Origin of the sequence: Brevibacterium linens (assembly GCF_003999335.1) — a bacterium.
GTDB classification, from domain to species: Bacteria; Actinomycetota; Actinomycetes; order Actinomycetales; family Brevibacteriaceae; genus Brevibacterium; species Brevibacterium linens.
The window spans coordinates 3,397,552-3,420,605 of sequence record NZ_CP026734.1 but is presented as its reverse complement, the minus strand read 5'-3'; the positions used below and the strand labels follow the sequence as shown (position 1 = coordinate 3,420,605).

22 protein-coding genes are annotated in these 23,054 nt (G+C 65.3%); 11 read left to right on the top strand and 11 right to left on the bottom strand.

From position 1 onward, the window contains the following. Positions 1-29 precede the first annotated feature (29 nt). Together CXR29_RS15460 and CXR29_RS15455 are read right to left on the bottom strand one after the other, a co-directional pair. A complete protein-coding gene (locus tag CXR29_RS15460; RefSeq protein ID WP_101554571.1) occupies positions 30-749 on the bottom strand; it encodes an AAA family ATPase in 720 nt (239 codons plus the stop codon). A 92-nt stretch (positions 750-841) separates the two neighbouring features. Continuing rightward, positions 842-1,441: a LysE/ArgO family amino acid transporter gene (locus CXR29_RS15455; protein WP_241241494.1), complete on the bottom strand. Its 600-nt coding sequence runs from the start codon at positions 1,439-1,441 to the stop codon at positions 842-844. 70 nt (positions 1,442-1,511) lie between these two features. On the opposite strand from CXR29_RS15455, the gene CXR29_RS15450 reads away from it, so the two are divergent. After that, positions 1,512-2,411 (top strand): ArgP/LysG family DNA-binding transcriptional regulator, encoded by a 900-nt coding sequence (locus CXR29_RS15450; protein ID WP_127365021.1) that lies wholly within the window; start codon positions 1,512-1,514, stop codon positions 2,409-2,411. A gap of 40 nt (positions 2,412-2,451) precedes the next feature. Here the strand turns inward: CXR29_RS15450 and CXR29_RS15445 are convergent, their stop codons facing one another. Continuing rightward, positions 2,452-3,036 (bottom strand): TetR/AcrR family transcriptional regulator, encoded by a 585-nt coding sequence (locus CXR29_RS15445; protein ID WP_101596210.1) that lies wholly within the window; start codon positions 3,034-3,036, stop codon positions 2,452-2,454. A 147-nt stretch (positions 3,037-3,183) separates the two neighbouring features. Between CXR29_RS15445 and CXR29_RS15440 the strand changes: the two genes are divergently transcribed. Continuing rightward, positions 3,184-3,657, top strand: a complete 474-nt coding sequence (locus tag CXR29_RS15440) for a hypothetical protein (RefSeq protein WP_101596208.1) — start codon at positions 3,184-3,186, stop codon at positions 3,655-3,657. A 104-nt stretch (positions 3,658-3,761) separates the two neighbouring features. After that, entirely contained in the window at positions 3,762-5,900 is a 2,139-nt protein-coding gene (locus tag CXR29_RS15435) for a RecQ family ATP-dependent DNA helicase (protein WP_127365020.1), read from the top strand. 166 nt (positions 5,901-6,066) lie between these two features. Here CXR29_RS15435 and CXR29_RS15430 read toward each other — a convergent pair whose 3' ends face one another. Both CXR29_RS15430 and CXR29_RS15425 read right to left on the bottom strand, forming a co-directional pair. Further along, positions 6,067-6,828 carry a VOC family protein gene (locus tag CXR29_RS15430; RefSeq protein ID WP_101596204.1) on the bottom strand — a complete coding sequence of 254 codons (762 nt, stop codon included), beginning with the start codon at positions 6,826-6,828 and terminating at the stop codon, positions 6,067-6,069. A gap of 66 nt (positions 6,829-6,894) precedes the next feature. Continuing rightward, a complete protein-coding gene (locus tag CXR29_RS15425) occupies positions 6,895-7,668 on the bottom strand; it encodes an isocitrate lyase/PEP mutase family protein (RefSeq protein ID WP_101554480.1) in 774 nt (257 codons plus the stop codon). 99 nt (positions 7,669-7,767) lie between these two features. Here CXR29_RS15425 and CXR29_RS15420 point away from each other — a divergent pair, with 99 nt between their 5' ends. After that, positions 7,768-8,502, top strand: coding sequence for a DUF998 domain-containing protein (locus CXR29_RS15420; protein WP_127365019.1), 735 nt, complete (start codon positions 7,768-7,770; stop codon positions 8,500-8,502). 38 nt (positions 8,503-8,540) lie between these two features. On the opposite strand, the gene CXR29_RS15415 is transcribed toward CXR29_RS15420, so the two are convergent. Next, positions 8,541-10,265, bottom strand: coding sequence for an amidase (locus CXR29_RS15415; protein WP_127365018.1), 1,725 nt, complete (start codon positions 10,263-10,265; stop codon positions 8,541-8,543). Between the two features lie 162 nt (positions 10,266-10,427). Between CXR29_RS15415 and CXR29_RS15410 the strand changes: the two genes are divergently transcribed. Further along, positions 10,428-11,069, top strand: coding sequence for an NTP transferase domain-containing protein (locus tag CXR29_RS15410; protein WP_127365017.1), 642 nt, complete (start codon positions 10,428-10,430; stop codon positions 11,067-11,069). Here CXR29_RS15410 and ykgO read toward each other — a convergent pair. Continuing rightward, the gene (gene ykgO, locus CXR29_RS15405; protein WP_127365016.1) at positions 11,050-11,172 is read right to left on the bottom strand and encodes a type B 50S ribosomal protein L36; all 123 of its coding nucleotides are present in this window, start codon (positions 11,170-11,172) and stop codon (positions 11,050-11,052) included. The two genes, CXR29_RS15410 and ykgO, sit on opposite strands and share 20 nt — an antisense overlap. A gap of 45 nt (positions 11,173-11,217) precedes the next feature. Here ykgO and CXR29_RS15400 point away from each other — a divergent pair, with 45 nt between their 5' ends. Beyond that, positions 11,218-12,252 carry a GTP-binding protein gene (locus tag CXR29_RS15400; protein ID WP_164742844.1) on the top strand — a complete coding sequence of 345 codons (1,035 nt, stop codon included), beginning with the start codon at positions 11,218-11,220 and terminating at the stop codon, positions 12,250-12,252. Positions 12,253-12,366: 114 nt separating this feature from the next. On the opposite strand, the gene CXR29_RS15395 is transcribed toward CXR29_RS15400, so the two are convergent. Next, the gene (locus CXR29_RS15395) at positions 12,367-12,768 is read right to left on the bottom strand and encodes a Fur family transcriptional regulator (RefSeq protein WP_127365014.1); all 402 of its coding nucleotides are present in this window, start codon (positions 12,766-12,768) and stop codon (positions 12,367-12,369) included. A 231-nt stretch (positions 12,769-12,999) separates the two neighbouring features. Between CXR29_RS15395 and CXR29_RS15390 the strand changes: the two genes are divergently transcribed. Beyond that, positions 13,000-14,178 (top strand): CobW family GTP-binding protein, encoded by a 1,179-nt coding sequence (locus CXR29_RS15390; protein WP_127365013.1) that lies wholly within the window; start codon positions 13,000-13,002, stop codon positions 14,176-14,178. An 82-nt stretch (positions 14,179-14,260) separates the two neighbouring features. On the opposite strand, the gene CXR29_RS15385 is transcribed toward CXR29_RS15390, so the two are convergent. Beyond that, entirely contained in the window at positions 14,261-15,046 is a 786-nt protein-coding gene (locus CXR29_RS15385; RefSeq protein WP_127365012.1) for a FadR/GntR family transcriptional regulator, read from the bottom strand. Positions 15,047-15,274: 228 nt separating this feature from the next. On the opposite strand from CXR29_RS15385, the gene CXR29_RS15380 reads away from it, so the two are divergent. Continuing rightward, the gene (locus CXR29_RS15380; RefSeq protein WP_127365011.1) at positions 15,275-16,963 is read left to right on the top strand and encodes an L-lactate permease; all 1,689 of its coding nucleotides are present in this window, start codon (positions 15,275-15,277) and stop codon (positions 16,961-16,963) included. Between the two features lie 88 nt (positions 16,964-17,051). Beyond that, positions 17,052-18,320 carry an alpha-hydroxy acid oxidase gene (locus CXR29_RS15375; protein WP_101596222.1) on the top strand — a complete coding sequence of 423 codons (1,269 nt, stop codon included), beginning with the start codon at positions 17,052-17,054 and terminating at the stop codon, positions 18,318-18,320. Here CXR29_RS15375 and fepB read toward each other — a convergent pair. After that, complete coding sequence (gene fepB / locus CXR29_RS15370) at positions 18,263-19,495, bottom strand: Fe2+-enterobactin ABC transporter substrate-binding protein (protein WP_127365010.1); 1,233 nt, start codon at positions 19,493-19,495, stop codon at positions 18,263-18,265. The genes CXR29_RS15375 and fepB overlap by 58 nt on opposite strands. 135 nt (positions 19,496-19,630) lie before the next feature. Between fepB and CXR29_RS15365 the strand changes: the two genes are divergently transcribed. Further along, the gene (locus CXR29_RS15365) at positions 19,631-20,659 is read left to right on the top strand and encodes an ABC transporter substrate-binding protein (protein WP_308297947.1); all 1,029 of its coding nucleotides are present in this window, start codon (positions 19,631-19,633) and stop codon (positions 20,657-20,659) included. A gap of 31 nt (positions 20,660-20,690) precedes the next feature. On the opposite strand, the gene CXR29_RS15360 is transcribed toward CXR29_RS15365, so the two are convergent. Continuing rightward, the gene (locus CXR29_RS15360) at positions 20,691-21,074 is read right to left on the bottom strand and encodes a MerR family transcriptional regulator (protein WP_101554501.1); all 384 of its coding nucleotides are present in this window, start codon (positions 21,072-21,074) and stop codon (positions 20,691-20,693) included. 188 nt (positions 21,075-21,262) lie between these two features. Between CXR29_RS15360 and CXR29_RS15355 the strand changes: the two genes are divergently transcribed. Beyond that, complete coding sequence (locus tag CXR29_RS15355; protein WP_127365009.1) at positions 21,263-22,786, top strand: SulP family inorganic anion transporter; 1,524 nt, start codon at positions 21,263-21,265, stop codon at positions 22,784-22,786. Positions 22,787-23,054 lie beyond the last annotated feature (268 nt).

Here is a 23,054-nt window from a genome sequence, read left to right as displayed (position 1 = left end):
CCTCTGGCGTTGCGGGCGTAGGCGGCGGCTCAGTCGTCGAGGTAGCGCAGGTATCGCTGCGGGTCGTGGAGGAAACGGCGCCAGTGATCGACCATGTCGAGGTCCTCCCACGCGGATTCGCGCAAGCCCCACTCGCCAACCTCGAAGATCTTTGCGTTGTCGGCCCGGGCGAGGATGGGGGAGTGGGTGGCCATGACGGTCTGCAGGCCCTTCCGCTGGCGTTCGCGGATGAGCTGCAGAAGAGTCAGCGAGGCCGTGAACGACAGCGCGCTCTCCGGCTCGTCGAGGATCCACAATCCCAGCTCCATGAAACGGCCCGTGAGCATGTCGACGAACATCTCGCCGTGCGATCGCCGGGCATAATGATGGCCGCGCATCGAGCCGACGCCCATGAGATAGGCCATGTTCTCGTGCATCGTTTCGGCGCGAAGGAAGAATCCGCTGCGATTCGTCGTCGCTCCGCGCACGATCTGCAGGTGTTCACTCAGCTCGGGGGGCGCCTCGACGTGATCGCGCACCTCCCAATCTGAGCCGCCGCCGTGCGGGAGGTCAAGAGCCGTGGCGATGGCTTCGATGATGGTCGACTTGCCTGAGCCGTTCTCGCCGACGAAGACGGTCGTCCGATCGAATTCGAAGCCGGACAGTACGTCGCGAACGGCCGGCAGATCACGCAGCCAAGGGCTCAGCTCCGGAGGGGACAGGGCATGCTCGGCCACAGAACGCAGTGGCAGGTCGACGCGGGGATCCATGTCTGGGACGGTATCGCTCGGCTCCGACACGATCGCGGAGCCTCCGCCTGCATGCCGACCCGAGTGCCAGCTCCCACCGGGGCGACTTCCCGCTACCCCAGTGCCAGCCGCACGGCCAGCAGCACGAGCACGACGGCGATGATGACGTCGAGGACCTGCCAGACCCTCGGTCGCCCCAAGTAACGGGAGAGCCCACGGGCGCCGTAGCCGATGACGAGGAACCAACTGATCGAGCCGAGCATAGCCCCGAGAGTGAACGGCCACACTCCGTCGCGGCCCTGCTGGTTGGCGAGGTTGCCGAGCATGACGACGGTGTCGATGTAGACGCCGGGGTTGAGGAACGTCAGCGCCAGAGTGGTGAGGATGATGGACTTGAGGGTCCGCTGGTGGGTATCGGCTTTCAGCCCGGTGGCGTCGCGCGCCGATTTCAGGCTCGTCCATGCGAACCACAGCAGGTAGGCCACGCCCAGCCAGCGCAGGACTTCGAGCGCCCACGGCGCCAACAGCACGATCGCCCCGATCCCCACCGTGCCCGCCGCGATGAGCAGCACGTCGGCGACGATGCAGATGGTGACGACGATGCCGAGGTGCTCGCGCCGGATCCCCTGCCGCAGCAGGAGCGCGTTCTGCGGGCCGACGGCGATGATGAGCGACCAGCCGGTGAGGAGTCCGGTGACGAGATGAGTGAGCACGGGCTCAACATTAGAGAACGACTGATCAGAAGAAAAACAACAGAATATGCATCTGATGCACAATTGCTTCATGAATATCGATCACGTCAAAGCGCTCGCCGCCGCTGTCGACGAAGGCACCGTCGAGGGTGCGGCCTTCGTCCTCGGCATCACTGCCTCGGCGGCGAGTCAGCGCATCCGCACACTCGAGTCCCGCCTCGGGCAGGTGCTCATCCGACGAACGAATCCGATCACCGTCACCGAGGCGGGGCAGGCGATCCTCCGCTACGCCCGGCAGGTCGAGCTGCTCGAATCCGAGGCGCTCGACCGGCTGCACGGCATCGATGCCGACTCCCTCGGGGCGGGCGGATCCGGCGACCGGGGTCGTGAGCCCACGGTGCTCCGGGTGGGGGTGAATGCCGATTCGATGGCGACGTGGTTCCGCCCGATCTTCGCCGAGGCGGCCGGCTGGGACGACGTCGTCCTCCGCATCGAGATGGTCGACCAGGACAAAGCGCTGCCGCTCTTGGCATCGGGGGAGGTGCTCGGCACGATCACCTCGACGTCGATCGGCGGATACGGGACGACGGTCGCCGAGCTCGGGGCGATGCGCTACACCGCCGTGGCCGAACGTTCCCTGTTCGATCGGCATTCCACCGGGACCGAGGCGGATCTGTCCAGGCTGCCGATGGTGAACTTCGGGCAGGACGATGACCTGCAGTTCGAGTTCCTCCGCCGGTGCGGAGTCGATGGGCGGCCGCCGATGTCGGTCGTGCCGGGATCGGCGGAGTTCGTGGCCGCAGTGGAGGCGGGCCTCGGCTGGGGGATGGTGCCGGTCATGCAGTTCGAGGGTCTCGACGCCGACCTTGTCGAGATCGGCACCGAACCGCATATCGACGTCCCGCTGTACTGGCACCACTGGACGTTGGCCTCTGACAAGCTCTCCCGACTGACCGAGGCGCTGCGCCGAGCGGCCGCCGACATGCGGTGAGCGGGCGAGGCCGGATTGCGGTGATTCTATCCTGGGCAGATCAGGAGCTGAGGAGCTTGTCGATCGTCCATTTGACCTGTTCATGTGCGGCGTCGACTGTCATGGTCTCGGGCGAGATGATCGAATGCAGCGCGATGCCGTCGATGGTGGTGAAGAGCGCTGTCGCGGTTGGCTCCACCTCGGCGGGGTCGATGTGCCCCTCCTCGGCGAGCAAGTTCAGCCAGCGATGCAGACTGTCATAGGTGACTCGATGGCCGTGTTCGAGGAGGCGCCGGGACACTGCCCGCTTCTCGGCGCCGAGAGCGTGCAGGTGCATGGAGAACCAGGTTTCGAGCTGCACGTCCCGATGCTCATGAGTCGGCAGGAATTGGGCGCAGCACTCATAGAGACGATCGGCTGGCGCACGGCTCGAATCGGCGATGGAGAAGTCATTGATGACGGTGTCGATGGAGCGCAGCGCGACCGCCTCGTGGAGGTCTGCCTGGGTGGGGAAGTAGTGGCGCAGCGTCGACGGTCCGACCCCTGCTTCCTTGGCCACAGCGCGCACGCTGAGGTTCGCCTCGCCGGGCCCCGACCGTTCCGCCAGTCGGATGGCCGCGGTGATGATGTCGTCTCGCTTCGACAACCGAGCTCCTTGCGTCATTGACATCGGTGCTTTGCTTCAGTGTATAGTACATTGTACTAGTACGGTGTACTAAAGCGTTGAAGCGACGCGGCAGGAACAGTGTGCTGACCCGACCAGAGGACCCCAACGGAAGAAGAGAGAGCCCTCATGATCGACAGTCTGCAGGAATTCGCCGGAAGTTTCCCCGACTGGCTGCAGTGGGCGGGCGTTCTGCTCGTCTCAGCCATTCCCTTCGTCGAGTCGTACTTCGGCTCCGTGATCGGCGTGGCAATCGGCTTGCATCCCGTCGTCGCAATACTGGCGGCCGTCATCGGCAACGTCATTTCAATGCTCGCCTTCGTCTACGGAGCCGGTGCGATCAGGGACAGGGCGACGAAGAACAAAGAGGTCGAGGAGAAGCCGAAGCGTCAGCGGCTCAAGCGCATGTTCGACAGATTCGGCGTGCCGGGAGTCTCGTTGCTGGGCCAGACTCTCCTGCCCTCGCAGATCACCTCATCGGCAATGGTCGGATTCGGTGCGAATCGCAATGTCGTGGCCATCTGGCAGATCATCTCGATCATCCTCTGGGGCATCCTCTTCGGTGTGCTCGCCACCCTGGGCGTCGAATACGCACTGCGCTGAGCCCAAGGCGGTCCTGACCGAGCCCCGTCTCGATGTGCTGACCACATTGTGATGCGGCGCGGGGAGCGGCCCGCGATGTCAGTGCCTCCACCTAGACTGACCCCATGACGGAATCCACCCCGACATCCCCACCCGCTGCCGGCTCTTCCGGCACGCCTGACGACTTCGCGATCGAGGCGCAGCGCATCCTCGCCGAGCTCACCGCGAACCCGACCGCGCGGTTCCGCGATGGCCAGCTCGAGTCCATCCGCGACCTCGTGCAGGGCAAGAAACGCGTCCTCGTCGTCCAGCGCACCGGCTGGGGCAAGTCGGCCGTGTACTTCGTCGCCACCCGTATGCTCCGGGCCTCGGGCACCGGGCCGAGCCTCATCATCTCCCCGCTGCTGGCGCTCATGCGCGACCAGATCTCCGCAGCCGAACGCGCCGGGGTCCGCGCCGCCAGCCTCAACTCATCGAACGTCACCGAATGGGACTCCGTGCTCGAGGACCTCAAAGCCGGCAGCCTCGACGTCCTCCTCGTCTCCCCGGAGCGGCTGAACAATCCGCAGTTCCGCGACGAAGTGCTGCCGCAGCTGCTGGCCTTCCTCGGCCTCATCGTCGTCGACGAAGCCCACTGCATCTCCGATTGGGGCCACGATTTCCGCCCCGACTACCGCCGCATCGGCAGGATCCTGTCCGAACTGCCTCGCGATACCCCGGTGCTCGCGACGACGGCAACCGCAAACTCCCGCGTCGTCGCCGACGTTGCCGAACAGCTCGGCGATGACACCACCGTCGTCCGCGGCGAACTCGCCCGCGATTCCCTGCGTCTCGGAGTCCTCAGCGGGCTCGACGCCAGTGCCCGCATCGCCTGGCTGGCCTCGCACCTGAACGACTTCACCGGGTCCGGCATCGTCTACACGCTCACCGTCTCTGCCGCCGAGGACATCACCCGAATGCTGCGCGAACAAGGCCACGAGGTCCGCGCCTATACGGGCCGGACCGATGCCGAAGAGCGCGCCGAACTCGAACAGCAGCTCAAGGACAACCGCCTCAAGGCACTGGTGGCCACCTCGGCGCTGGGCATGGGATTCGACAAGCCCGACCTCGGATTCGTCATCCACATCGGCGCGCCCTCCTCGGCCGTGGCCTACTACCAGCAGGTCGGTCGCGCCGGCCGCGCCACGGACTCCGCCGACGTGCTCCTGCTGCCGGGCGCGGACGATGAGCAGATCTGGGAGTACTTCGCGACCGCGTCGATGCCGAACCAGGATGACGCGAATGCCGTGCTCGCAGCCCTCGCTGAGGCGGACGGGCCCCTGTCCGTGGCTCGCTTGGAGACCTTGGTCGGAACCAAACGCTCCCGACTCAACCTGCTGCTCAAGACCCTCGAGGTCGAAGACGCCGTGACGAAGGTCAAGGGCGGGTACGTTTCGACCGGGCTGGGGTGGACCTATGACCGGGACCGGTATGAGAAAGTCGCGGCCGTCCGAGCCGAAGAGGCCCAGGCCATGCTCGACTATGAGGCGACCGGGCAGTGCCGGATGGAGTTCCTCATCCGTCAGCTCGACGATCCCGATCCGCAGCCCTGCGGTCGCTGCGACAACTGCGCGGGAGTGTGGTTCTCCGCCGAGATCTCTGACGAACAGCGTCAGGCAGCGGCCGGAAACCTGCACAAGATCGGCCTGCCCATCGAGCCGCGCAGCACCTGGCCCAGCGGGCTGGCCAATATCGGCGTCCCGTTCAAGGGCCGGATCCCGGCCGAGGAACTCGCCGAGGAGGGGCGCGCGATCGCGCGGCTGTCCGACCTCGGGCAGGGGCAGACCCTCCGGGCGTTCCTTGCTCCGGATGCTCCCGACGCCGAGGTGCCCGGTCAGATCGGCAAGTGGTGCCTCGAAGTCCTGGCGCAGTGGGATTGGAAAACTCGGCCCGAGGTGGTCGTATCGATCCCGAGCAATCGCCGTCCCGTGACGGTGCGGTCTCTGGCCGCGAACCTTGCGGCGGCCGGCCGTCTCATCGACGGTGGCGAACTGCTGCAGGTCGGCGACCACGGCACCCCCGACGTCAACAGTGCCTTCCGCGTCAAAGACCTCTACGAGGCGTTCGTTGTTCCTCCGGAAGTCGAGGAGGCAGTGGCCGGGAATTCCGTGCTGCTCGTCGACGACGAGGTCGTCTCGCGGTGGACGATGACGGTGTGTGCACGATTGCTGCGCAAGGCGGGAGCCACCTCGGTGCTGCCGTTCGCGCTCGCTCTGCGGGCCTGAGGTGGCTGGGCGCGACGTCGAAAATCGCTGCGGCGACGACTCCTCAGCTTGCGGCTTGAGGAGATCGCCGCCACAGCGGTGCGACACGATCGGTGTCAGTCACGGTCGGTTCAGCGACGGACGGACTGCGACCGTGCGCAACTGAGCCGGGCCGCCTCGGTAATGGTCACAGATTCTGCTGCAGCTGGAACGTCGCACCCTCCGGGGCGGTGACCGTGACGATGCGACCGTACGGGGAGTCTTCGGGACCGGCGAGCACTGTGCCGCCGAGCTCGGTCACCTTCGCGGCAGAGGCATCGGCGTCTTCGACGTTGAAGTAGGTGCGCCAGTAGGAGTTCTGTGCCCACTGACTGGCATCACAGATTCCGGCCACAGCCTCGTCGCCGTCGCCGTGTGTCGAGTACGGGAAGCCCTTTATCGGGGTGATGTCGAATGAGAAGACCTTGGCATAGAAATCATTGGCCGCCTGATAGTTCGTCGTCATGAGTTCGAACCACACGGGAGTTCCCGGAGTGAGCGGAGTATCGAAGCCGGAGAACTCACCGGGCTGCCACATGCCGATGGGTGATCCCGTCGGATCGACGACGACAGCCATCTGACCGAGCGGGCCGACGGGCATGGGGCCGACGACTTCGGCCGCTCCGGCGCCCAGCGCAGCCTGATAGGTTCCGGCGATGTCGCCAGTGTGCAGGTAGGTCGACCAGGCTGTGGGCATCTCCGGACTAGGGGTGCCGTCCATGTTCATGGCTCGCATGGCGCCGCCGACGTTGCCTCCGTCCTTCGTGATCATGTTGTAGTGGCCGAAGTCCTCACCCATGTCGGTGAATTCCCAGCCGAAGAGCTGAGTGTAGAAGTTCTGGGCGGCCTCGAAGTCCTGGCAGACATAGTCGATCCAGATCGGCTGGCCTTCGCGGGGGTTGGCAGGCATTGCGTCTCCTCGTGTGATGGGTGGAGGTGAGTTGCAGTGAATGATGCCGACGGCAGGGGGATGACCCTACCGCCAAGCGCGCGTGAAATCCGCGAAGCAGTCGGTCAGCGCCGCCTGCAGAAGCGGACCGAAGGTCACGCGCCCGACCCCGAGTTCAGCGAGCTGAGAGAGGTCGAGTTCTTCGGGCACCGCGCCCTTGATCGGGTGCGCGGTGACATTGAGCGGCAGAGTGATCTGCGCGAGGATCGACGTGAGCGTGCCCACATCGGGCAGCCGGACGGGATAGACGGAGTCCGCGCCGGCTTCCGTGCACAGACGAAGGCGGCGGACCACCTCGGCGGTGGGGTCGTCGAAGTCGCCCGGATACTTGAACACATCGGTGCGGGCATTGATGACCACATGGACCCGCTGCGCTTCCGCGGCTTGGCGCAGGCTCCAGATGTATTCGGCGTGCTCTTCGGGACTGCGCATGCTGCCGCGACTGTGGACCGTGTCCTCGATGTTCACACCGACGGCTCCGGCATCGAGGAGACCGGCGATGAGTTCGGGGGCGGGGGTGTCGTACCCGGATTCGAGATCCGCGGTGACAGGAACATCCACCGCCGAGGTGATCCGGGAGATTCCCTCGAGAGCCTGCTCGAGCGTCATCTGCTCACCGTCGCCGTGGCCGAGCGAATCGGCGAGCGGATGGGATCCGATGCTCAGCGCATTGAAACCGACGTCGACCATCGCGCGAGCCGACCAGGCATCCCAGATGGTCGGCAGCACGAGGGGTTCGTCCTGGTGATGTCCCTGCAAGAGGGTGAAAGCGCGTTCGGCGAGAATCGTGTAGTCGACCATGGTCAATACTTTTCCACTGTTGTGCCTCGACACGCCAGGGGTCGGACCGGTTCACCAGAAGGTTTCAGGCGGGCGCAGTGATAGCGTGACCACCATCCGATGTCGCCGTACGGAGGAGCACAGGTGGCCGGTTCGGGCACCATCCGCGTTTCGCCCAAACCCGAGCGGGTGTGGGCACTTCTCGCCGTGCTCGCCGCCATCGCCACGATCCTCATCGAGATTCCCGCAGCTTTGCTGTCCGAAGGCGGCTACTCTTTCGCCCAGCAGCCCATCAGCCACCTGGGAATGACCGGATGCGGGGATTGGGGAGACGCGGAAACCCCGATCGAGGTCTGCTCACCTGCCCATCCCTTCGTCAACGGCGTCTCCATCATCGCCGGATCGATGCTCGCGATCATCGCCTTCATCTGGCACGACTGGATCGCCCCGAGTCGTTGGGGCAGGTGCGGGTCCTTCCTGCTCGCCGCCGGCGGAATGCTGTTGGCCGGAACCGGGATGGTCCCCGCCGATATCGATCCGAGGCTGCACGCCGTCTTCGGAATCGGCGGATCCGCAATCCAGAATCTCGGTCTGCTCTCCGCAGGCATTGCCTTGATCCGGTGGACCGAGAAACGTTGGATCGGTCCCGTCGAATTCGGCGGGCTCACTCTCGGACTGGGCGTTTTCGGTCTCGCCGGAGCACTGTTCCTGGCCGCTCCCGAGACCTGGAACCTGCCCGTCGGCATCGTCGAGAGAGCCGCGTCCTACCCGTTCCTCATCTGGTTCATCCTCGCCGGATGGATGCAGCTGCGCGACGCCTCCAGGCGAAAACGCGATCTCGCCTCCGGACCGTGAAGTCGGCGAGCGAGTGAGCCGGCGCAGCTGCCGCGTGTCTACAGCCTCGGAGTCCGCGGCGGCACCTGCCGGCGCTCACCCGTGGCTTCGAAGGCCGCGGCGATCTCGATGAGTGCGGAATCGTCCCAGCCGCGACCGGCGATCGTCAGTCCCACGGGGATACCGGTGTCGGCCATGGTTCCCATCGGCACCGTCACCGACGGGATGCCGAGGTGACGGGGTACGAGGTTGCCGTTGGCCACCCACGTGCCGTTGCGCCATCCCAGGTCCGCCGACGCTTCGTCGACGTCCATGTCCGCCGGTCCCACATCGGCCATCGCCGGGAAGACCACCGCATCGAGGCCGTGCTCATCCATCCACTCCTCGAGGTCGACCCGGCGGGTCTCCTCGAGCCCGCGCAGACCGGATGCGAGCTCGGGGATCTCCGTGACCGAGGCGTATCGATTCGTGCGCACCTGTTCCGGGTAGGTCGCGATGTCATCGTCGAAGCCGACGTATCGATCGGGAAGCGCACCGGGTGGGTGGGGGAAGATCATGGCTCCGTCCACCTCGGCGAGGGTGGAAAGGTTCGGGTCGCCGTTCGCGGCGAGGAAATCGTCCCACCCCCACGACGAGAGGTCGTTGATCTCCCGATCGAGGTAGTCGGCGGTGACGAACCCGCGCGTCGCGATCGTCGGGGCACCGGGCCGGTCGCCCTCGTAGTTGCTCACGACCGGGAAGTCGGTCTCGACCACCTCGGCGCCTGCGGATTCGAGATCGGCTCGCGCCGCCTGCCAGGCCTCCATCACCGAGGCGCGCGTCTCGACTCGGTCTCCCGTGGGCCCGCCGATCCCGCCGTCCGGGTTCGTGCCGGCGTCGTCATCGGCGTTGATGTACATCCGCGGCACGCCGAGGCGCTTGCCGGCCAACACCGTCTGTGCGGCCGCGAGCGATTCCGGCAGCAGCGCAGCATAGGAGTCAGGACGGACCGCGCTCGCCTTCGGGATCTCCACCCAGGGTTGGACGCGCCAGAAGTCCCCGCGAGTCTGCTCGTCGTCGGCGACGATGACGTCGAGGACCTCGGCCAGGTCGGCCATCGTGCGAGTGTGGGGGACGACGACGTCCATGGTCGGCACGAGCGGCCAGTTCCCGCGCACGCTGATGACCCCGCGCGAGGGGGTGTAGGCGATGAGTGCATTGTGCGATGCCGGTGCACGACCCGAGGACCACGTCTCCTCGCCGAGGCCGAAGGCGGCGAAGCTCGCCGTGGTGGCCGTTCCGGAGCCGTTCGAGGACCCCGAGGCGAAGGCGCTGGTCAGCCAGTCGGCGTTGTACGGGCTTTCGGCGCGGCCGTAGAGTCCGCGCTGCATGCCGCCGTTGGCCATCGGCGGCATGTTCGTCAGACCTAGGCAGATGGCGCCGCCGGCGCGCAGCCGTTCGATCGTGAACGCATCTTTCTGCGCGATGAGGTCGGCGAAGGCCGGCGATCCGGAGGCCACGGTGAGGCCCGCGACCATATAGCTGTCCTTCGCGGTGTACGGAATCCCGTCGAGGGGACCGAGCGTCAGACCGGCTGCGCGCCGTTCGTCGGAGGCGGCCGCCTCGGCGAGGGCCTGCGGATTCTTCACGATCACGGAGTTGAGCTTCGTGTCGGTGTCGGGGCCGTCGAACGCGGCGATCCGGTCCTGGTAGGCCTCGACGAGCTCCACCGAGGTGGTGCGGCCGTCGGCGAGGGCGGCTCGCAGATCGGCGATGGACGCTTCGACTACGTCGAACTTCGACATGATCTTCCTCCGGGCACTTGACGGTGCGCGGCGCACTCGACGGTGCGTGCGCGATGTGGGGGTGTTCCTGCCCAGAGTAGCGCCGATTCGAGACTGATGGGCTGCGGATTTCGTCGTCCGCGGGGTGCTGAACGCCGAGTTCGCGGTGGGTACGATCGAGGTATGACGGTCAACGCGATCATTCTCACCGGCGGTCGTTCGCGACGTTTCGGAGGTGAGCACAAACCCGGCGTCGAGGTGGCAGGACGGTCGACGATCTCCCGAATCCTGGCGAGCATCCGCGGTGCGGCAGCCGACGCCCAGGTGTGGGTGGCCGGACCCGCAGACGGACTCTCGGGTGCGGAGCAGAAAGGCGTCCGCGTGGTCCGGGAAGAACCCGAGTTCGCGGGCCCGTTGGCCGGGATCGCGGCCGCAGCGGACGCGATGCCGACGGAGGCGGCATTCCAGCCCGAGACGGCATTTCAGGCCGAGACGGCCGACGTCACCCTCGTCCTGGCCGGGGACATGCCGATGGTCACGGCGGGCCACCTCGGTGAGCTCATCTCCACGTGTCGGGCCACCGGACGCCCGGCCGTGGGCACCGACGATCGAGGGAGGACGCAGTTCCTCTGCGCGGCCTGGCCGACCGGGCTCCTGCGTGCTCGTCTCACTGAGATCGGCGACCCCACGGATGGCGCGGTGAAGCTGCTGCTCACGGGACTCGAACCGGCTGTGGTCTCCGTCGCCCCGGAGGTGGTGAGCGATTTCGATACGGCAGCCGAGCTCGAAGCGATTCGCGCCCGACTCAGCCCTGACGGGCCTTGAACCGGGGATTCTTCTTGTTGATGACGTAGACGCGGCCGCGGCGGCGGACCACCTGCGAACCGGGCTGGCACTTCAGTGATCGCAGAGAACGGCGAACCTTCATGAGCGTGACTCCTTAGTGAGAATGAGTATCATTAGACTCAATACTATGTTCTCGATCGAAGGGAAGCGAATGCAGGGATCAGCCGAAGGTGATCGGAGACCCATTGTCGACGGAATCGAAGCGATCGCCGTCGTCGGACTCTGCGCGGCCGAGCGCAGGCACTATGCGATGGCTCTGGCCAGAGATCGCGGCTATGTCTTCGTGCCTGCGGAGCAGACGGAACAGGGCATCGAGGCGATCGACCGCCTCGTCGAACTGGTCGGCATGACCTCCGGGGTGCACGGGTTCGTCCTCGAATACGGGGACGATGCGGACTGCGCGGAGATCATCGGAGCGCTGAGCGCCCCCGAAACGCGAGCCGTGCTCACCGACCTCGTCTGCGTGCTCGACCTTGCCTGCCTGCACAGCGATCTCGATTCGGAAGTTCGCGCAGGAGCCCTCGTTGCGCATATCGAGTTCGCCTCGACTCTGGCGCTGCTGGCGCCCGAGCCTTCCGATTCGGATGTGGTCGAGGCAGCGAGCGGGCTGATCGCGCATCTGGCGCCCGAGGCCAGGCGCTTCCTGCTGCGCGACGGCGCGGTGCACGAGCCCGTGTGCTGGCAGTTCGGGCACCGGCCTCCTGCCGCGGGGTGGACGGCGATACTCAACTCGGAGTTTCGGCCCCCGGCCCGATCGGGAGGTGTCCGCGCCTGCCGCTTCGAACAGGTGCGGCCCTTTCACCCGCAGCGCCTGCAGGCGGTTCTGAGTGCGGCGCTCGGCGAAGGCTGCTGGGGTCGCATCGTCCGCTCTGCCGGTTTCGCGAAGCTCGCCTCCCGGCCCTATTTGACCGCGCACTGGGACCAGACGGGCACTCTGCTCACGCTCTCACCGCTGTCCGTCGATCCGCTTCCCGGCGGGGGTGCGGAGCTGCTGGCGCTCGGTCAGGATCTCGCATTCATCGGCTTCGACCTCGACGAGGTGGGGCTGTGCGACGCGCTCGACCGGGCCGTCCTCACCGATGCCGAGCTGCTGGCAGGTCCGATGGCCTGGCTGGAGTTTCACGACGAGTTCCCCGCATGGGACTCCGCGCGTCGAGGCTGAGGCCTCAACAGCTCGGCGCGAATGCCGGCTTGGTGAACCAGCCGCAGCTCGGCCCCTGCGCCAAGCTGATGCGGTTTCACCAGGCTGACAGCCGAGGCGGTGCTCCGGCTGCGCTCAGTCGCCCGCCCGGCAGTCGGCGCACAGGCCGAAGATCTCGAAGACGTGATGCGTGATCTCGAAGCCGTTCGATGCCGCGATCTGGCGCATCCAGTCCTCACTCGGCGGATCGATCTCGACGGCGGTGCCGCAGCGTTCGCAGACGAGATGGTGGTGATGCTCGGTCTGTGCGCAGGCGCGGAAGAGCTGGGTCTCGGCGATGGTGATCGTATCGGCGTCGCCGCTGCGCGCAAGCGCATTGAGCTGCCTGTAGACGGTGGCCAGGCCCACGCTGGCCCCGTCGTCCTCGAGGCGGCGGTGGAGCTGCTTGGCGGAGACGAAGCGGGTCTCGGATTCCAGGGCAGAGCCGATGAGCGCCTTCTGCGCGGTGCTGCGCGTCTTCTTCTGCGGAGCTGCCATGGGTATCCTCCCGGGTCGTGCCTTTCGCACCTATTGTCTCTGTCGAACCTATCGATTCTGTCGTGGTCGCATATGCGTCAGCGTGCATATGCGAGAGAAATAATGAAACACGTTACCATTAACGGGCGGTTCACCCCACCCCGACGACAGACCCAGTACCGAGAACGGGGCTTGCACACACCGCGGAACCCATTCTGTCGAACCACCGAGCACGAACACCGAGGAGGCGCAATGAGCGGACCCCAACGCAGACCGGCGATCCCGGTCATTCTCCTCACCGGCTACCTCGGTGCCGGAAAGACGAGCCTGCTCAACCACCTCCTGCGCCACCCCGACGCCCGCATCGGAGTCATCGTCAACGACTTCGGCGACCTCAACATCGACGCCGGACTCGTCGTCGGCCAGGTCGACGAACCGCTGTCGATCTCGGGCGGCTGCGTGTGCTGTCTGACCGATGATTCCGAGCTCGAGGACGCGCTCGTGGCGATGACGAACCCCCAGCTGCGCCTCGACGCGATCATCGTCGAAGCCAGCGGATTCGCCGAACCCCTGACCCTGGCTCGCATGATCACCCGCATGGGCCACCACCGATTCCACCTCGGCGGGGTCATCGACGTCGTCGACGCCACCATGTACTTCGACACCGTCGACACCTCGAATCTGCCGCCTCTGCGGTTTGCCGCGACGACATTGGTGCTGGTCAACAAGCTCGACCAAGTGCCGGCCGCCGACCGCGACAGCACAGTCGAAGCCGTGCGTGCCCGCGTCCACGCACGCAATCCGCGCGTCATCGTCATCGGCACCCACCACGCTCGCCTCGACCCCACTCTGATCTTCGATCCAGGCGTTGGAGCGCGGGACCCTCGCCGAGGCGGCTCCGACGTCGGCGAGGACCCGGTCCAGCCCGAATTGCCGATTCGGGAACTGCTGCGGCAGGCCTATGCCGAGGCGGCCGCCGACGAGCTCGGCGACGGCGAGGTCGACGAAGGATCCATGCCCCACCGCCATGCCCAGTCGGTGACCGTCAACGGAAGCGGTCCTGTCGATCCGGATGCGGTGATGGATTTCGTCGAAGACCTCCCGCCCGGGGTGTATCGCGTAAAGGGCACCGTGCTCGCGGCTGTGGGGTCCGGCCGACGCAGCTTCGATGTGCAGGCCGTCGGCCCGAACGTCTACGTCGCCGAGGCGGCCCGCCCCGCCCCGAAGGTTCCGTCCTCGAGGGCGGGGGACGGCGATCGGCTGGACGCGGACAGCGTCCTCGTCGTCATCGGTGAGGACTTCGACACCGAGGCGGCCGAGGCCGCTCTGACCGCCGCACTCAACAGCGACGCCGCTGCGGGCCAAGAGGTCACGGCATCAGGCGGTGACCGCTCCGAACGCTTCCTCCACCACGTCCGCCTCCACACCTGACCCCTATTGCTACCCGACGGCGGCCCAGCAACCTCGCGCGAGGTTGCTGGGCCGCCGTCGGGTAGTAAGGGGAAGGGGGTTGTCAGTCGGGGGAGAGGCCGGGGAGTTGGGAGGCGGCGAAGCGGATGTGTTCCTCGGTCAGTGCTGCAGCCTCCTCGGCGCGACCGGCGGTGATGGCGTCCATGATCCCGTGGTGTTGGGCTTGCAGCTTCGCCATCAGCGCCTGCTGGTCGTCGACGCGGCTGAATGAGGAGAAGATCGACTTCCGCAGAGAGGTGCGGATGGCCCCGGTGAGGTCGGAGAACAGCTGATTTCCAGCCGCCTGAGCGATGGCGACGTGGAACGCGGTGTCCGCGTCGTTGAAGGTCTCCAGGCTGATCCCGGGAGTGTCCATCATCGCCAGCTGTGCATTCACCTCTGCCAGTGCGTCCTTATCGGCTCGGGTCGCCGCGAGGATCGCGCTCGAGCGTTCGAGCTGGATGCGCGTCTCCGTCACGTCATCGATGCTGAAGTTCGTGAGCGCCACATGAAGGCGGAGGAACCGGGTGAGTGCAGCTGAGGGCATCGCGGCGATGAACGTGCCAGCGCCGCGGCCGGACCCGCCCGAGGAGCGGACGACGCCGAGGCTGTCGAGCACGCGCAGCGCCTCGCGCACACTGGCGCGACTGACACCGAGCTTCGTCGCCAGGTCGCGTTCGGCAGGGAGAGGATCTCCGACGCCCAGCGAGCCGGTCATGATCTGCTCTTCGACGGCATCGATGACGAGCTCATAGGTGTTCGCCCGGTTCACGGGTTTCCATTCGGGACCGTCGGCCGCCTCGGCGCTGACTGTCTGTTCCGGGCGGACCTCGTTCGTGTCATCGTTCATGGTCGTCTCCACCGCGCCATCATGTCATGCCTCTCTGCGCACTGCTCGTGGGCGTGACCGGAGCCGCTGCCGGATGGACAGTTGACGCAGATCACACCGTCGTCCTATGCTCAGATTAATGGTCTGACCTCATCAAGGCCATACTGAAAATTCTGATCGTTCGAGTTCGGAGCGCGTTCACAGGGGAACGGACCCGATGTGGGCAGGCCCGGCCGATTTGGAGAAGCCATGTACACACCTGAAATCGCACCGGTGGCCGACAGCCTGCTGTGGTCGTCCCTGCTGGCGATCCTGCCGCTGCTGACGATCTTCGTCACCCTCGGCGCACTCAAATGGAAGGCCCATTGGGCCGGACTGACCGCCGTCGGCGTCGCTCTCATCGTCGCGATCGCCGCCTACGGAATGCCCGTCGGACTCGCCGCGCTCTCGGCGACACAGGGGTTCGCCTTCGGACTGTTCCCGATCATGTGGATCGTCATCACCGCGATCTGGCTCTACGAACTCACCGTGCGCTCGGGCCACTTCGAGGACTTGAGGCTGGTCATCAACGTCATCTCCGATGACCCGCGCATCCAGGCCATCATCGTCGCCTTCTGCTTCGGCGGCCTCCTCGAAGCGCTCGCCGGATTCGGTGCCCCGGTGGCGATCACCGGTGTCATGCTCGTCGCCGTCGGCTTCACCGCTATGCGAGCGGCCGTCGTCGTCCTCGTTGCCAACACCGCGCCCGTGGCCTTCGGCGCCATCGCCATCCCGATCATCACCGCCGGCACTCTGACGGGAATCGACTACCAGGACATCGGCGCCATGGTCGGTCACCAGACCCCGTTCCTCGCCGCAGTCGTGCCGCTCTTCCTCGTCCTGCTCGTCGACGGGCGTCGTGGGCTGAAGCAGATCTGGCCGCTTGCCCTCGTCGTGGGCATCGCCTTCGGCCTCGCGCAGTACGTTTCGGCCACATTCCTCTCCGTCGAACTCACCGACATCATCGCCTCCCTCGTCGGCCTCGCCGCCGTCGTCATCATGCTCCGGTTCTGGAAGCCGAAGGGCGGTCAGGACGCACTCGACCGCATGGCCGACGAGCGCGAACACGAAGGCGCCGCCGCCCCTAGCGCCGGCAGCGCTTCTGCAGCTGTGGCCACCGATGTGAAGAAGGAGACCGCACCGCTGACAGGGGCCCGGGTGTTCCTTGCGCTCTTCCCATACCTGCTGGTGATCGTCATCTTCTCCGTGGCCAAGCTCGTGCCTGCGCTGAACAACTGGCTGGCATCCACGGATGTGAAGATTCCGTGGCCCGGACTGAATGGGAACATTCTCGATGCCGCTGGCGAAGTCTCGACGAGCACGATCTACAACTTCCAATGGCTGTCTTCGCCCGGAACTCTGCTGCTCATCTCCGGTATCATCGTCGCGATCGTGTACAAGATGTCGGCGAAAGACGCCGTCGATGTCTTCATCGTCAACGTTGTGAAGATGAAATTCTCGATCCTCACCGTCGGATCGGTTCTCGCGCTGGCCTATGTCATGAACCTCTCGGGCCAGACGATCACCATCGGCACCTGGATTGCCGGCACCGGAGCCTTCTTTGCCTTCCTCTCGCCGATCCTGGGCTGGCTGGGCACTGCTGTCACCGGTTCGGACACCTCGGCGAATGCACTGTTCGCCACTCTGCAGCAGACCGCCGCGCACGAGGCTGGACTCAATCCGCTGCTGCTCGTCGGCGCCAACAGCTCAGGCGGTGTCCTCGGCAAGATGGTCAGCCCGCAGAACCTCACCATCGCAGCCACCGCCGTCGGTCTGCTCGGCAAGGAGTCCTCGATCCTCCGCCGCGTCATCGGCTGGTCGTTGGGCATGCTCGTCGCTATGTGTCTGCTCGTCGGACTCCAGTCGACGGTGCTGTCCTGGATGGTGCCCGGCTCCTGAATCCGCGCGGCGCCGTCTTGCCGATCGGACCACCCGCACCAGCCACCACCCACTTCTCAACCACCGCCTAACCGAAGGAGCGATGAACATGGTCAAGAGGCAGATTCCTCAGCCGGCCGAGATCTTCGAGCTGATGAAGTTCAAGAAGATCGAACTCGACCCGAAGAAACGTCGCCTGGAGAACGCACTGACGATCGAGGACCTGCGCAAGATCGCGAAGCGCCGGACCCCGGCCGCGGCGTTCGACTACACGGACGGCGCCGCCGAGGGCGAGATCTCGATGGAGCGCTCGGTCCAGTCCTTTCGCGATATCGAGTTCCACCCCTCGATCCTCAAGGACGTCACGAACGTCGACACCTCGACCCAGATCATGGGCGGCAGCTCGGCCATGCCCTTCGGCATCGCGCCGACCGGCTTCACCCGACTCATGCAGACCGAGGGTGAGACCGCCGGCGCCGGCGCCGCGGGGGCTGCGGGCATCCCGTTCACGCTCTCGACGCTGGGCACGACGTCGATCGAGGACGTCAAGAAGACCAACCCGCACGGGCGCAATTGGTTCCAGCTCTATGTGATGAAGCAGCGCGACATCTCCTACGGCCTCGTCGAGCGGGCGAAGAACGCCGGGTTCGACACTCTCTTCTTCACCGTCGACGCTCCCGTCGCCGGTGCCCGACTGCGCGATACGCGCAACGGCTTCTCCATTCCGCCGCAGCTGACCCCGCAGACGATCCTCAACGCGATCCCGCGGCCCTGGTGGTGGTGGGACTTCCTGACCACCCCGAAGCTCGAGTTCGCGTCCCTGTCGGAGACCGGCGGCACCGTCGGCGAGCTCCTCGATTCGGCGATGGACCCCTCCATCAACTTCGATGACCTCGCTGAGATCCGCGCCATGTGGCCCGGCAAATTCTCCGTCAAGGGCGTGCAGACGCTCGAGGATGCGAAGAAGCTCGCCGACCTCGGCGTCGATTCGATCGTCCTGTCCAACCACGGCGGACGTCAGCTCGATCGCGCGCCCGTTCCCTTCGAACTCCTCCCCGAGGTGGCTCGTGAGATCGGCAAGGACGTGGAGATCATCATCGACACCGGAATCCGCAACGGCGCCGACATCGTCGCGTCGTTGGCGCTGGGCGCTGACTTCACGCTCATCGGCCGCGCCTACCTCTTCGGCCTCATGGCCGGCGGTCGAGCGGGAGTGGACCGGACGATCGAGATCCTCGGCGAGCAGGTCGAGCGCACCATGCGCCTGCTCCAGGTCGCCGATGTCTCCGAGCTCAACCCGTCCCATGTGACCCAGCTGCGTCAGTTCAACCGCGACGAGCGCGCGGAGATCATCAGCTCCCGACCGGTCAAGGGCTGATTCGCCGAGGCGGCCCCGCGGCTGGCAATCAGATCACCGAGGCGGCCCCGTCCGGAGAGCCCAAAGGGCTCCATTGGCAGAGAACGGGCGGCCGGCAGCGAAAGAAATCTTCGCTGCCGGCCGCCCGTTTCGTGTTCAGGTGCTCGCTTGCCGAATTCGTCCTCGATGCGGTCGAGGACGTTCGTGGCGGAGTAGTAATCGAGGCGGAATGAGTCGAGGCCCATCGGATAGACGGCATCGTTCTTCACCGCCGGTGTGCTCTCGACCAGAGAGTTCTTCGCATACGAGGCGGCGGTCTTCTCGTTCGCGTTGAACAGGAACAGGGATTCGCCGGTGACGGCCTTCGACAGGTTCTCACCGGTGACTTCGACGATATCGGCGCGTTTGCCCATTTCGCCTTGGCCGGCTGTGCCTTCGGGGACCTCGGCGAGTTCGAAGCCGACCTCTTGGAGGAGCTTGCCTTGAGCGGATTCCGGGGTCCAGATGTTCGCGCTGGCCCCGGATCCTCCGCCCTTGGCCTTCTCGTTGAAGATCATGCCGGTGACCGGCTGCTTCGGGGCGTCGATGGCGGATTTGACCTTCTCGGCGCGGGAACCGAACTCGTCGTTGACCTTCTTCGCCTCATCCGCGTGGCCGGTGATCTCACCGAGCTTGGTGGTGACCTCCTGCCAGTCCTTGTCGCCGTAGTCGATGACGACGGTCGGGGCGATGTCGCTGAGCTGATGGTAGATGGCGTTCGCTGAGTCCTGGCCGGTCTTCGAGACCACGATGAGGTCAGGTTCCTCGGCGAGTACGGCCTCAACATCGGGGTCGCCCTGGTAGAGGGCTTTGACGTCCTTCTCCTTCGCGACGTCGCTCCACTGCGTGAAGAAGCCTTGATCGTCGGCAACGGGGGAATTGGGCATGGTGGCCCCGGAGGCGGTGACCGGTGCGTCGACGGCGAGGAGGGTGCCGGTGAGAGTCACCGAGGTGGAGACGATCGATTCGGGAGCTTCGTCGATGGTCACTTCGTGGCCGGCGTCGTCCGTGATCGTCAGGGGCCATTGACCGTCGGCGGCGGTGTCGCCATCGCCGGAGTCGGAAGAGCCGGACCCGCCGCAGGCGCTGAGGCTGAGAGCGGTGGCGAGGGTGACTGCGGCAAATACGCGTGTGCTGCCGGGTTTGACGCGGGACATAGGGGACCTTTCGAGAATGTTCGCTTGAGAAGATGAGCCTAACCTAAGTTAGCCCGTGATACTGCATTCGTGATGAGACTCCGCGAAAGATGCGGTGTGTCGAGCGAGGTGAGTGCTTAGGGTAGGCTCATCTGTGTGAATCTGACGTTGAAGAATCGGGCGGTCGCAGCGGCCGCCTCCGCACTGACTCTTGCCCTGCTCGCCACCGGCTGTGCTGCCGAGGACGACAAAGGCGCCGATGGGGATGCCAGTAACAAGGACGTCGCCGTCGGCGGCAAAGACTTCGGCACTGCTGACGAGGAGACCGCGAAGCTCGGCAGCGATGCCGAGGCCGGGGTCTTCCCGCGAACGGTCACGCATGCCAACGGCACGACCGAGATCGAGAAGAAGCCCGAGCGAGTCGTCGTTCTCGACACCGGAGAGCTCGACGATGTCCTGTCGCTGGGCATCACACCCGTCGGCATGGTGACGACCGAAGGCGCCAGTCCGGTGCCGAGCTACCTCGAAGACCAGGTCGAGGGAGTCGAGACGGTCGGCACGATTCAAGAGCTTGATCTCGAGAAGATCGCCTCGCTCGAACCCGATCTCATCCTCGGCAGTCAGCTTCGCGCCGACAAGCTCTACGACGAGCTCGACTCGATCGCCCCGACGGTGTTCTCCATCCGTCCGGGATTCCCGTGGAAGGAGAACTTCCGCCTCGTCGGTGAGGCGATGGGCATGGAAGACGAGACGACGAAGGAACTCGAGGACTACGCTCGTGAGGCCGGTGACCTCAAGGACTCTGTCGACGGTGATCCGACGATCTCACTCGTGCGCTTCATGCCCGAGCGCCTGCGCCTCTATGCGAATCAGTCGCTCATCGGAGTCATCCTGAGCGACGCGGGTTTCAAGCGCCCGAAGAATCAGGACGTCGATGAACTCGCCGTCGAGATCTCCCCGGAGAACCTCGACCAGGCCGCCGGGGACTATGTCTTCTACACCAGCTACGGCGACCCTGGTGCCACAGGTGAGACGAAGGCGCTCGAGTCGAGCCAGTGGCAGGGGCTCGACGCGGTCAAAGAGGGCAGAGCCATCCGCGTCAACGATGATGTCTGGTTCCTCGGCCTCGGGCCCACCGGAGCAGGTCAGATCCTCGACGATCTGGAGGACCACCTCGGCGATTGAGTCGAATCCTCAGCTCCCCGAAGTCGCTCCTCTAGTCAGTGATCCGTGAGTTGAGCTGATCGATGAACTCATCTGCGGCGGCGAGCTGACGTGCGAGTCTGCTGCGGCGTTCGTGAGCATCATCGAGAAACTGCGCCAGCTCATTCGCTCCATCGGCCCGGGACGGCTCGCTTCCGCGAGCACTCTCCAGTGCCCGGAGCAGGTCACCCATCTGCTCCAGCGAATACCCCAGCGGCTTCATCCTGCGAATCAGCATCAGCTGGTCGTGATCGTCTTCCGTGTAGAGGCGGAAACCTCCCTCCGACCTGCCCGAAGGAGTCAGCAGGCCGATCTGGTCGTAATGGCGAATCGTCCGCAGCGACAGCCCCGTGCGTTCAGCCAGCTCTCCGATGTGCATCATTCCGGTCTCGGCCATCGACACTCTCCTCAATTCACGCCAACCCTTACGTTACGTTAAGGTTGATTCCGGCGCCCGTATGGCGGCGCGGTGCGTTCCCGGATTTCACCTTTCGCGTGAAGCGGGAGCATGCCGAACTCGCGCAGGCGCATCCCTCTTTCAGATGGTGTCACACCTGACGTGCTCCCGGACTTGGAGGCTCAAACATGACGACGACCACGACCACCGCCGACGACCGGAGCCGCTACCTGCCCGACCCCTCGGTGGCGACCGCACTGAAGACTCCGCGCCTACTCGTGCGAGAAGTCCTGGCGGGACTGGTCGTTGCGCTGGCGCTGATCCCTGAGGCGATCTCGTTTTCCATCATCGCCGGCGTCGACCCGAAATTCGGCCTGTTCTCCTCATTCATCATGGCCGTGACCATTGCCTTCGTCGGCGGACGCCCGGCGATGATCACCGCCGCGACCGGTGCGGTCGCGCTCGTCATCGCGCCGGTGGCCCGTGAATACGGAATCGACTACTTCATCGCCACCGTCCTGCTCGCCGGAGTGCTGCAGATCGTGCTCGCCGTGTTCGGTGCCGCGAAGCTGATGCGTTTCATCCCCCGCAGCGTCATGGTCGGATTCGTCAACGCTTTGGCGATCCTCATCTTCTCGGCGCAGCTCCCACAGCTGATCGATGTGCCCTGGATGGTCTACCCGCTCGTCGCAGTCGGTCTGGTCATCATGATCGTCATGCCGAAGATCACCAAGGTCGTCCCCGCTCCGCTGATATCGATCATCATCGTCACCGTCGCAGTCGTGGCCTTCGCGCTCAACGTCCCCACCGTCGGCGATCAGGGGGAGCTGCCCCGCAGTCTGCCGGAGCTGTTCATCCCCGGCGTCCCCCTGACCTGGGAGACGTTGACGATCATCGCCCCCTACTCTCTGGCGATGGCCCTCGTCGGACTCATGGAATCACTGATGACGGCGAAGCTCGTCGACGATGTCACAGACACGCATTCGAACAAGACCCGCGAAGGTTGGGGCCAGGGAGTGGCGAACATCCTTTCAGGGTTCTTCGGCGGCATGGGCGGATGCGCCATGATCGGCCAGACCATGATCAACGTCAAAGCCTCCGGCGCCCGCACCCGCATATCGACCTTCCTCGCCGGGCTGTTCCTGTTGATCCTCGTCGTCGCGCTCGGCGACATCGTGTCCGACATTCCGATGGCGGCCCTCGTCGCCGTGATGATCATGGTCTCGGTCGGCACCTTCGACTGGCACTCAATCAGGCTCGCCACGCTCAAGCGAATGCCCAAGAGCGAAACTGCCGTCATGGTCATCACCGTCGCCGTGGTCGTCGCGACTCACAACCTCGCCATCGGCGTCGTCGTCGGGGTGTTCGTGGCCTCTGTGATGTTCGTCCGTCGCGTTGCCCATCTCATCGACGTTCGCCGTGTGATCCAGGTGCAGGGTGATCAGAAGGTCGCGCGCTATGCAGTCGAAGGGCAGCTGCTGTTCGCCTCCAGCAACGACCTGACGACACTGTTCGAATACGCTGACGATCCGGATCGGGTCGTCATCGATTTCACGAAGTCGCATATCTGGGACGCGTCGACCGTCGCCGCTCTCGACACGATCGAGACGAAATACGAGCAGCACGGGAAATCAGTGGAGTTCGTCGGCATGAACGACTTCACGACTGCGTTCCATGCTCGCCTCACAGGCGGTCTCGGCGGTGGCCACTAGTGGTTTGTCGCCCTCTGTCCTCTGTCCGGCTCTGACAGGCTGCAGGGCCGGCGGGGCTGGGCCTGCGGTCATTGCGTGTTGAAGGCGAGTTCGCACGTCTGCGGTCGGCTGCAAAAAGAATTTCTCTCCCGCCGGAATAAAACGGCCCTCAGCAAAGTTGAGTCTGGTGTACGCAACTTTGATGAGGTCGACTTGACGGTCGAAACCTCGAAGAGAATACTTGAGTCCAGTTGGCTCAATGTGTGCGGTCGAGTGGTTCTGACTCAAG

What these genes read in the sequence shown, in the direction of transcription:
- CXR29_RS15460 (WP_101554571.1), bottom strand. Translation starts at nt 749, where the DNA reads ATGGATCCCCGCGTCGACCTGCCACTGCGTTCTGTGGCCGAGCATGCC.
- CXR29_RS15450 (WP_127365021.1), top strand. Translation starts at nt 1,512, where the DNA reads ATGAATATCGATCACGTCAAAGCGCTCGCCGCCGCTGTCGACGAAGGC.
- CXR29_RS15440 (WP_101596208.1), top strand. Translation starts at nt 3,184, where the DNA reads ATGATCGACAGTCTGCAGGAATTCGCCGGAAGTTTCCCCGACTGGCTG.
- CXR29_RS15435 (WP_127365020.1), top strand. Translation starts at nt 3,762, where the DNA reads ATGACGGAATCCACCCCGACATCCCCACCCGCTGCCGGCTCTTCCGGC.
- CXR29_RS15430 (WP_101596204.1), bottom strand. Translation starts at nt 6,828, where the DNA reads ATGCCTGCCAACCCCCGCGAAGGCCAGCCGATCTGGATCGACTATGTC.
- CXR29_RS15425 (WP_101554480.1), bottom strand. Translation starts at nt 7,668, where the DNA reads ATGGTCGACTACACGATTCTCGCCGAACGCGCTTTCACCCTCTTGCAG.
- CXR29_RS15420 (WP_127365019.1), top strand. Translation starts at nt 7,768, where the DNA reads ATGTCGCCGTACGGAGGAGCACAGGTGGCCGGTTCGGGCACCATCCGC.
- CXR29_RS15415 (WP_127365018.1), bottom strand. Translation starts at nt 10,265, where the DNA reads ATGTCGAAGTTCGACGTAGTCGAAGCGTCCATCGCCGATCTGCGAGCC.
- CXR29_RS15410 (WP_127365017.1), top strand. Translation starts at nt 10,428, where the DNA reads ATGACGGTCAACGCGATCATTCTCACCGGCGGTCGTTCGCGACGTTTC.
- ykgO (WP_127365016.1), bottom strand. Translation starts at nt 11,172, where the DNA reads ATGAAGGTTCGCCGTTCTCTGCGATCACTGAAGTGCCAGCCCGGTTCG.
- CXR29_RS15400 (WP_164742844.1), top strand. Translation starts at nt 11,218, where the DNA reads ATGTTCTCGATCGAAGGGAAGCGAATGCAGGGATCAGCCGAAGGTGAT.
- CXR29_RS15395 (WP_127365014.1), bottom strand. Translation starts at nt 12,768, where the DNA reads ATGGCAGCTCCGCAGAAGAAGACGCGCAGCACCGCGCAGAAGGCGCTC.
- CXR29_RS15390 (WP_127365013.1), top strand. Translation starts at nt 13,000, where the DNA reads ATGAGCGGACCCCAACGCAGACCGGCGATCCCGGTCATTCTCCTCACC.
- CXR29_RS15385 (WP_127365012.1), bottom strand. Translation starts at nt 15,046, where the DNA reads ATGAACGATGACACGAACGAGGTCCGCCCGGAACAGACAGTCAGCGCC.
- CXR29_RS15380 (WP_127365011.1), top strand. Translation starts at nt 15,275, where the DNA reads ATGTACACACCTGAAATCGCACCGGTGGCCGACAGCCTGCTGTGGTCG.
- CXR29_RS15375 (WP_101596222.1), top strand. Translation starts at nt 17,052, where the DNA reads ATGGTCAAGAGGCAGATTCCTCAGCCGGCCGAGATCTTCGAGCTGATG.
- fepB (WP_127365010.1), bottom strand. Translation starts at nt 19,495, where the DNA reads ATGTCCCGCGTCAAACCCGGCAGCACACGCGTATTTGCCGCAGTCACC.
- CXR29_RS15360 (WP_101554501.1), bottom strand. Translation starts at nt 21,074, where the DNA reads ATGGCCGAGACCGGAATGATGCACATCGGAGAGCTGGCTGAACGCACG.
- CXR29_RS15355 (WP_127365009.1), top strand. Translation starts at nt 21,263, where the DNA reads ATGACGACGACCACGACCACCGCCGACGACCGGAGCCGCTACCTGCCC.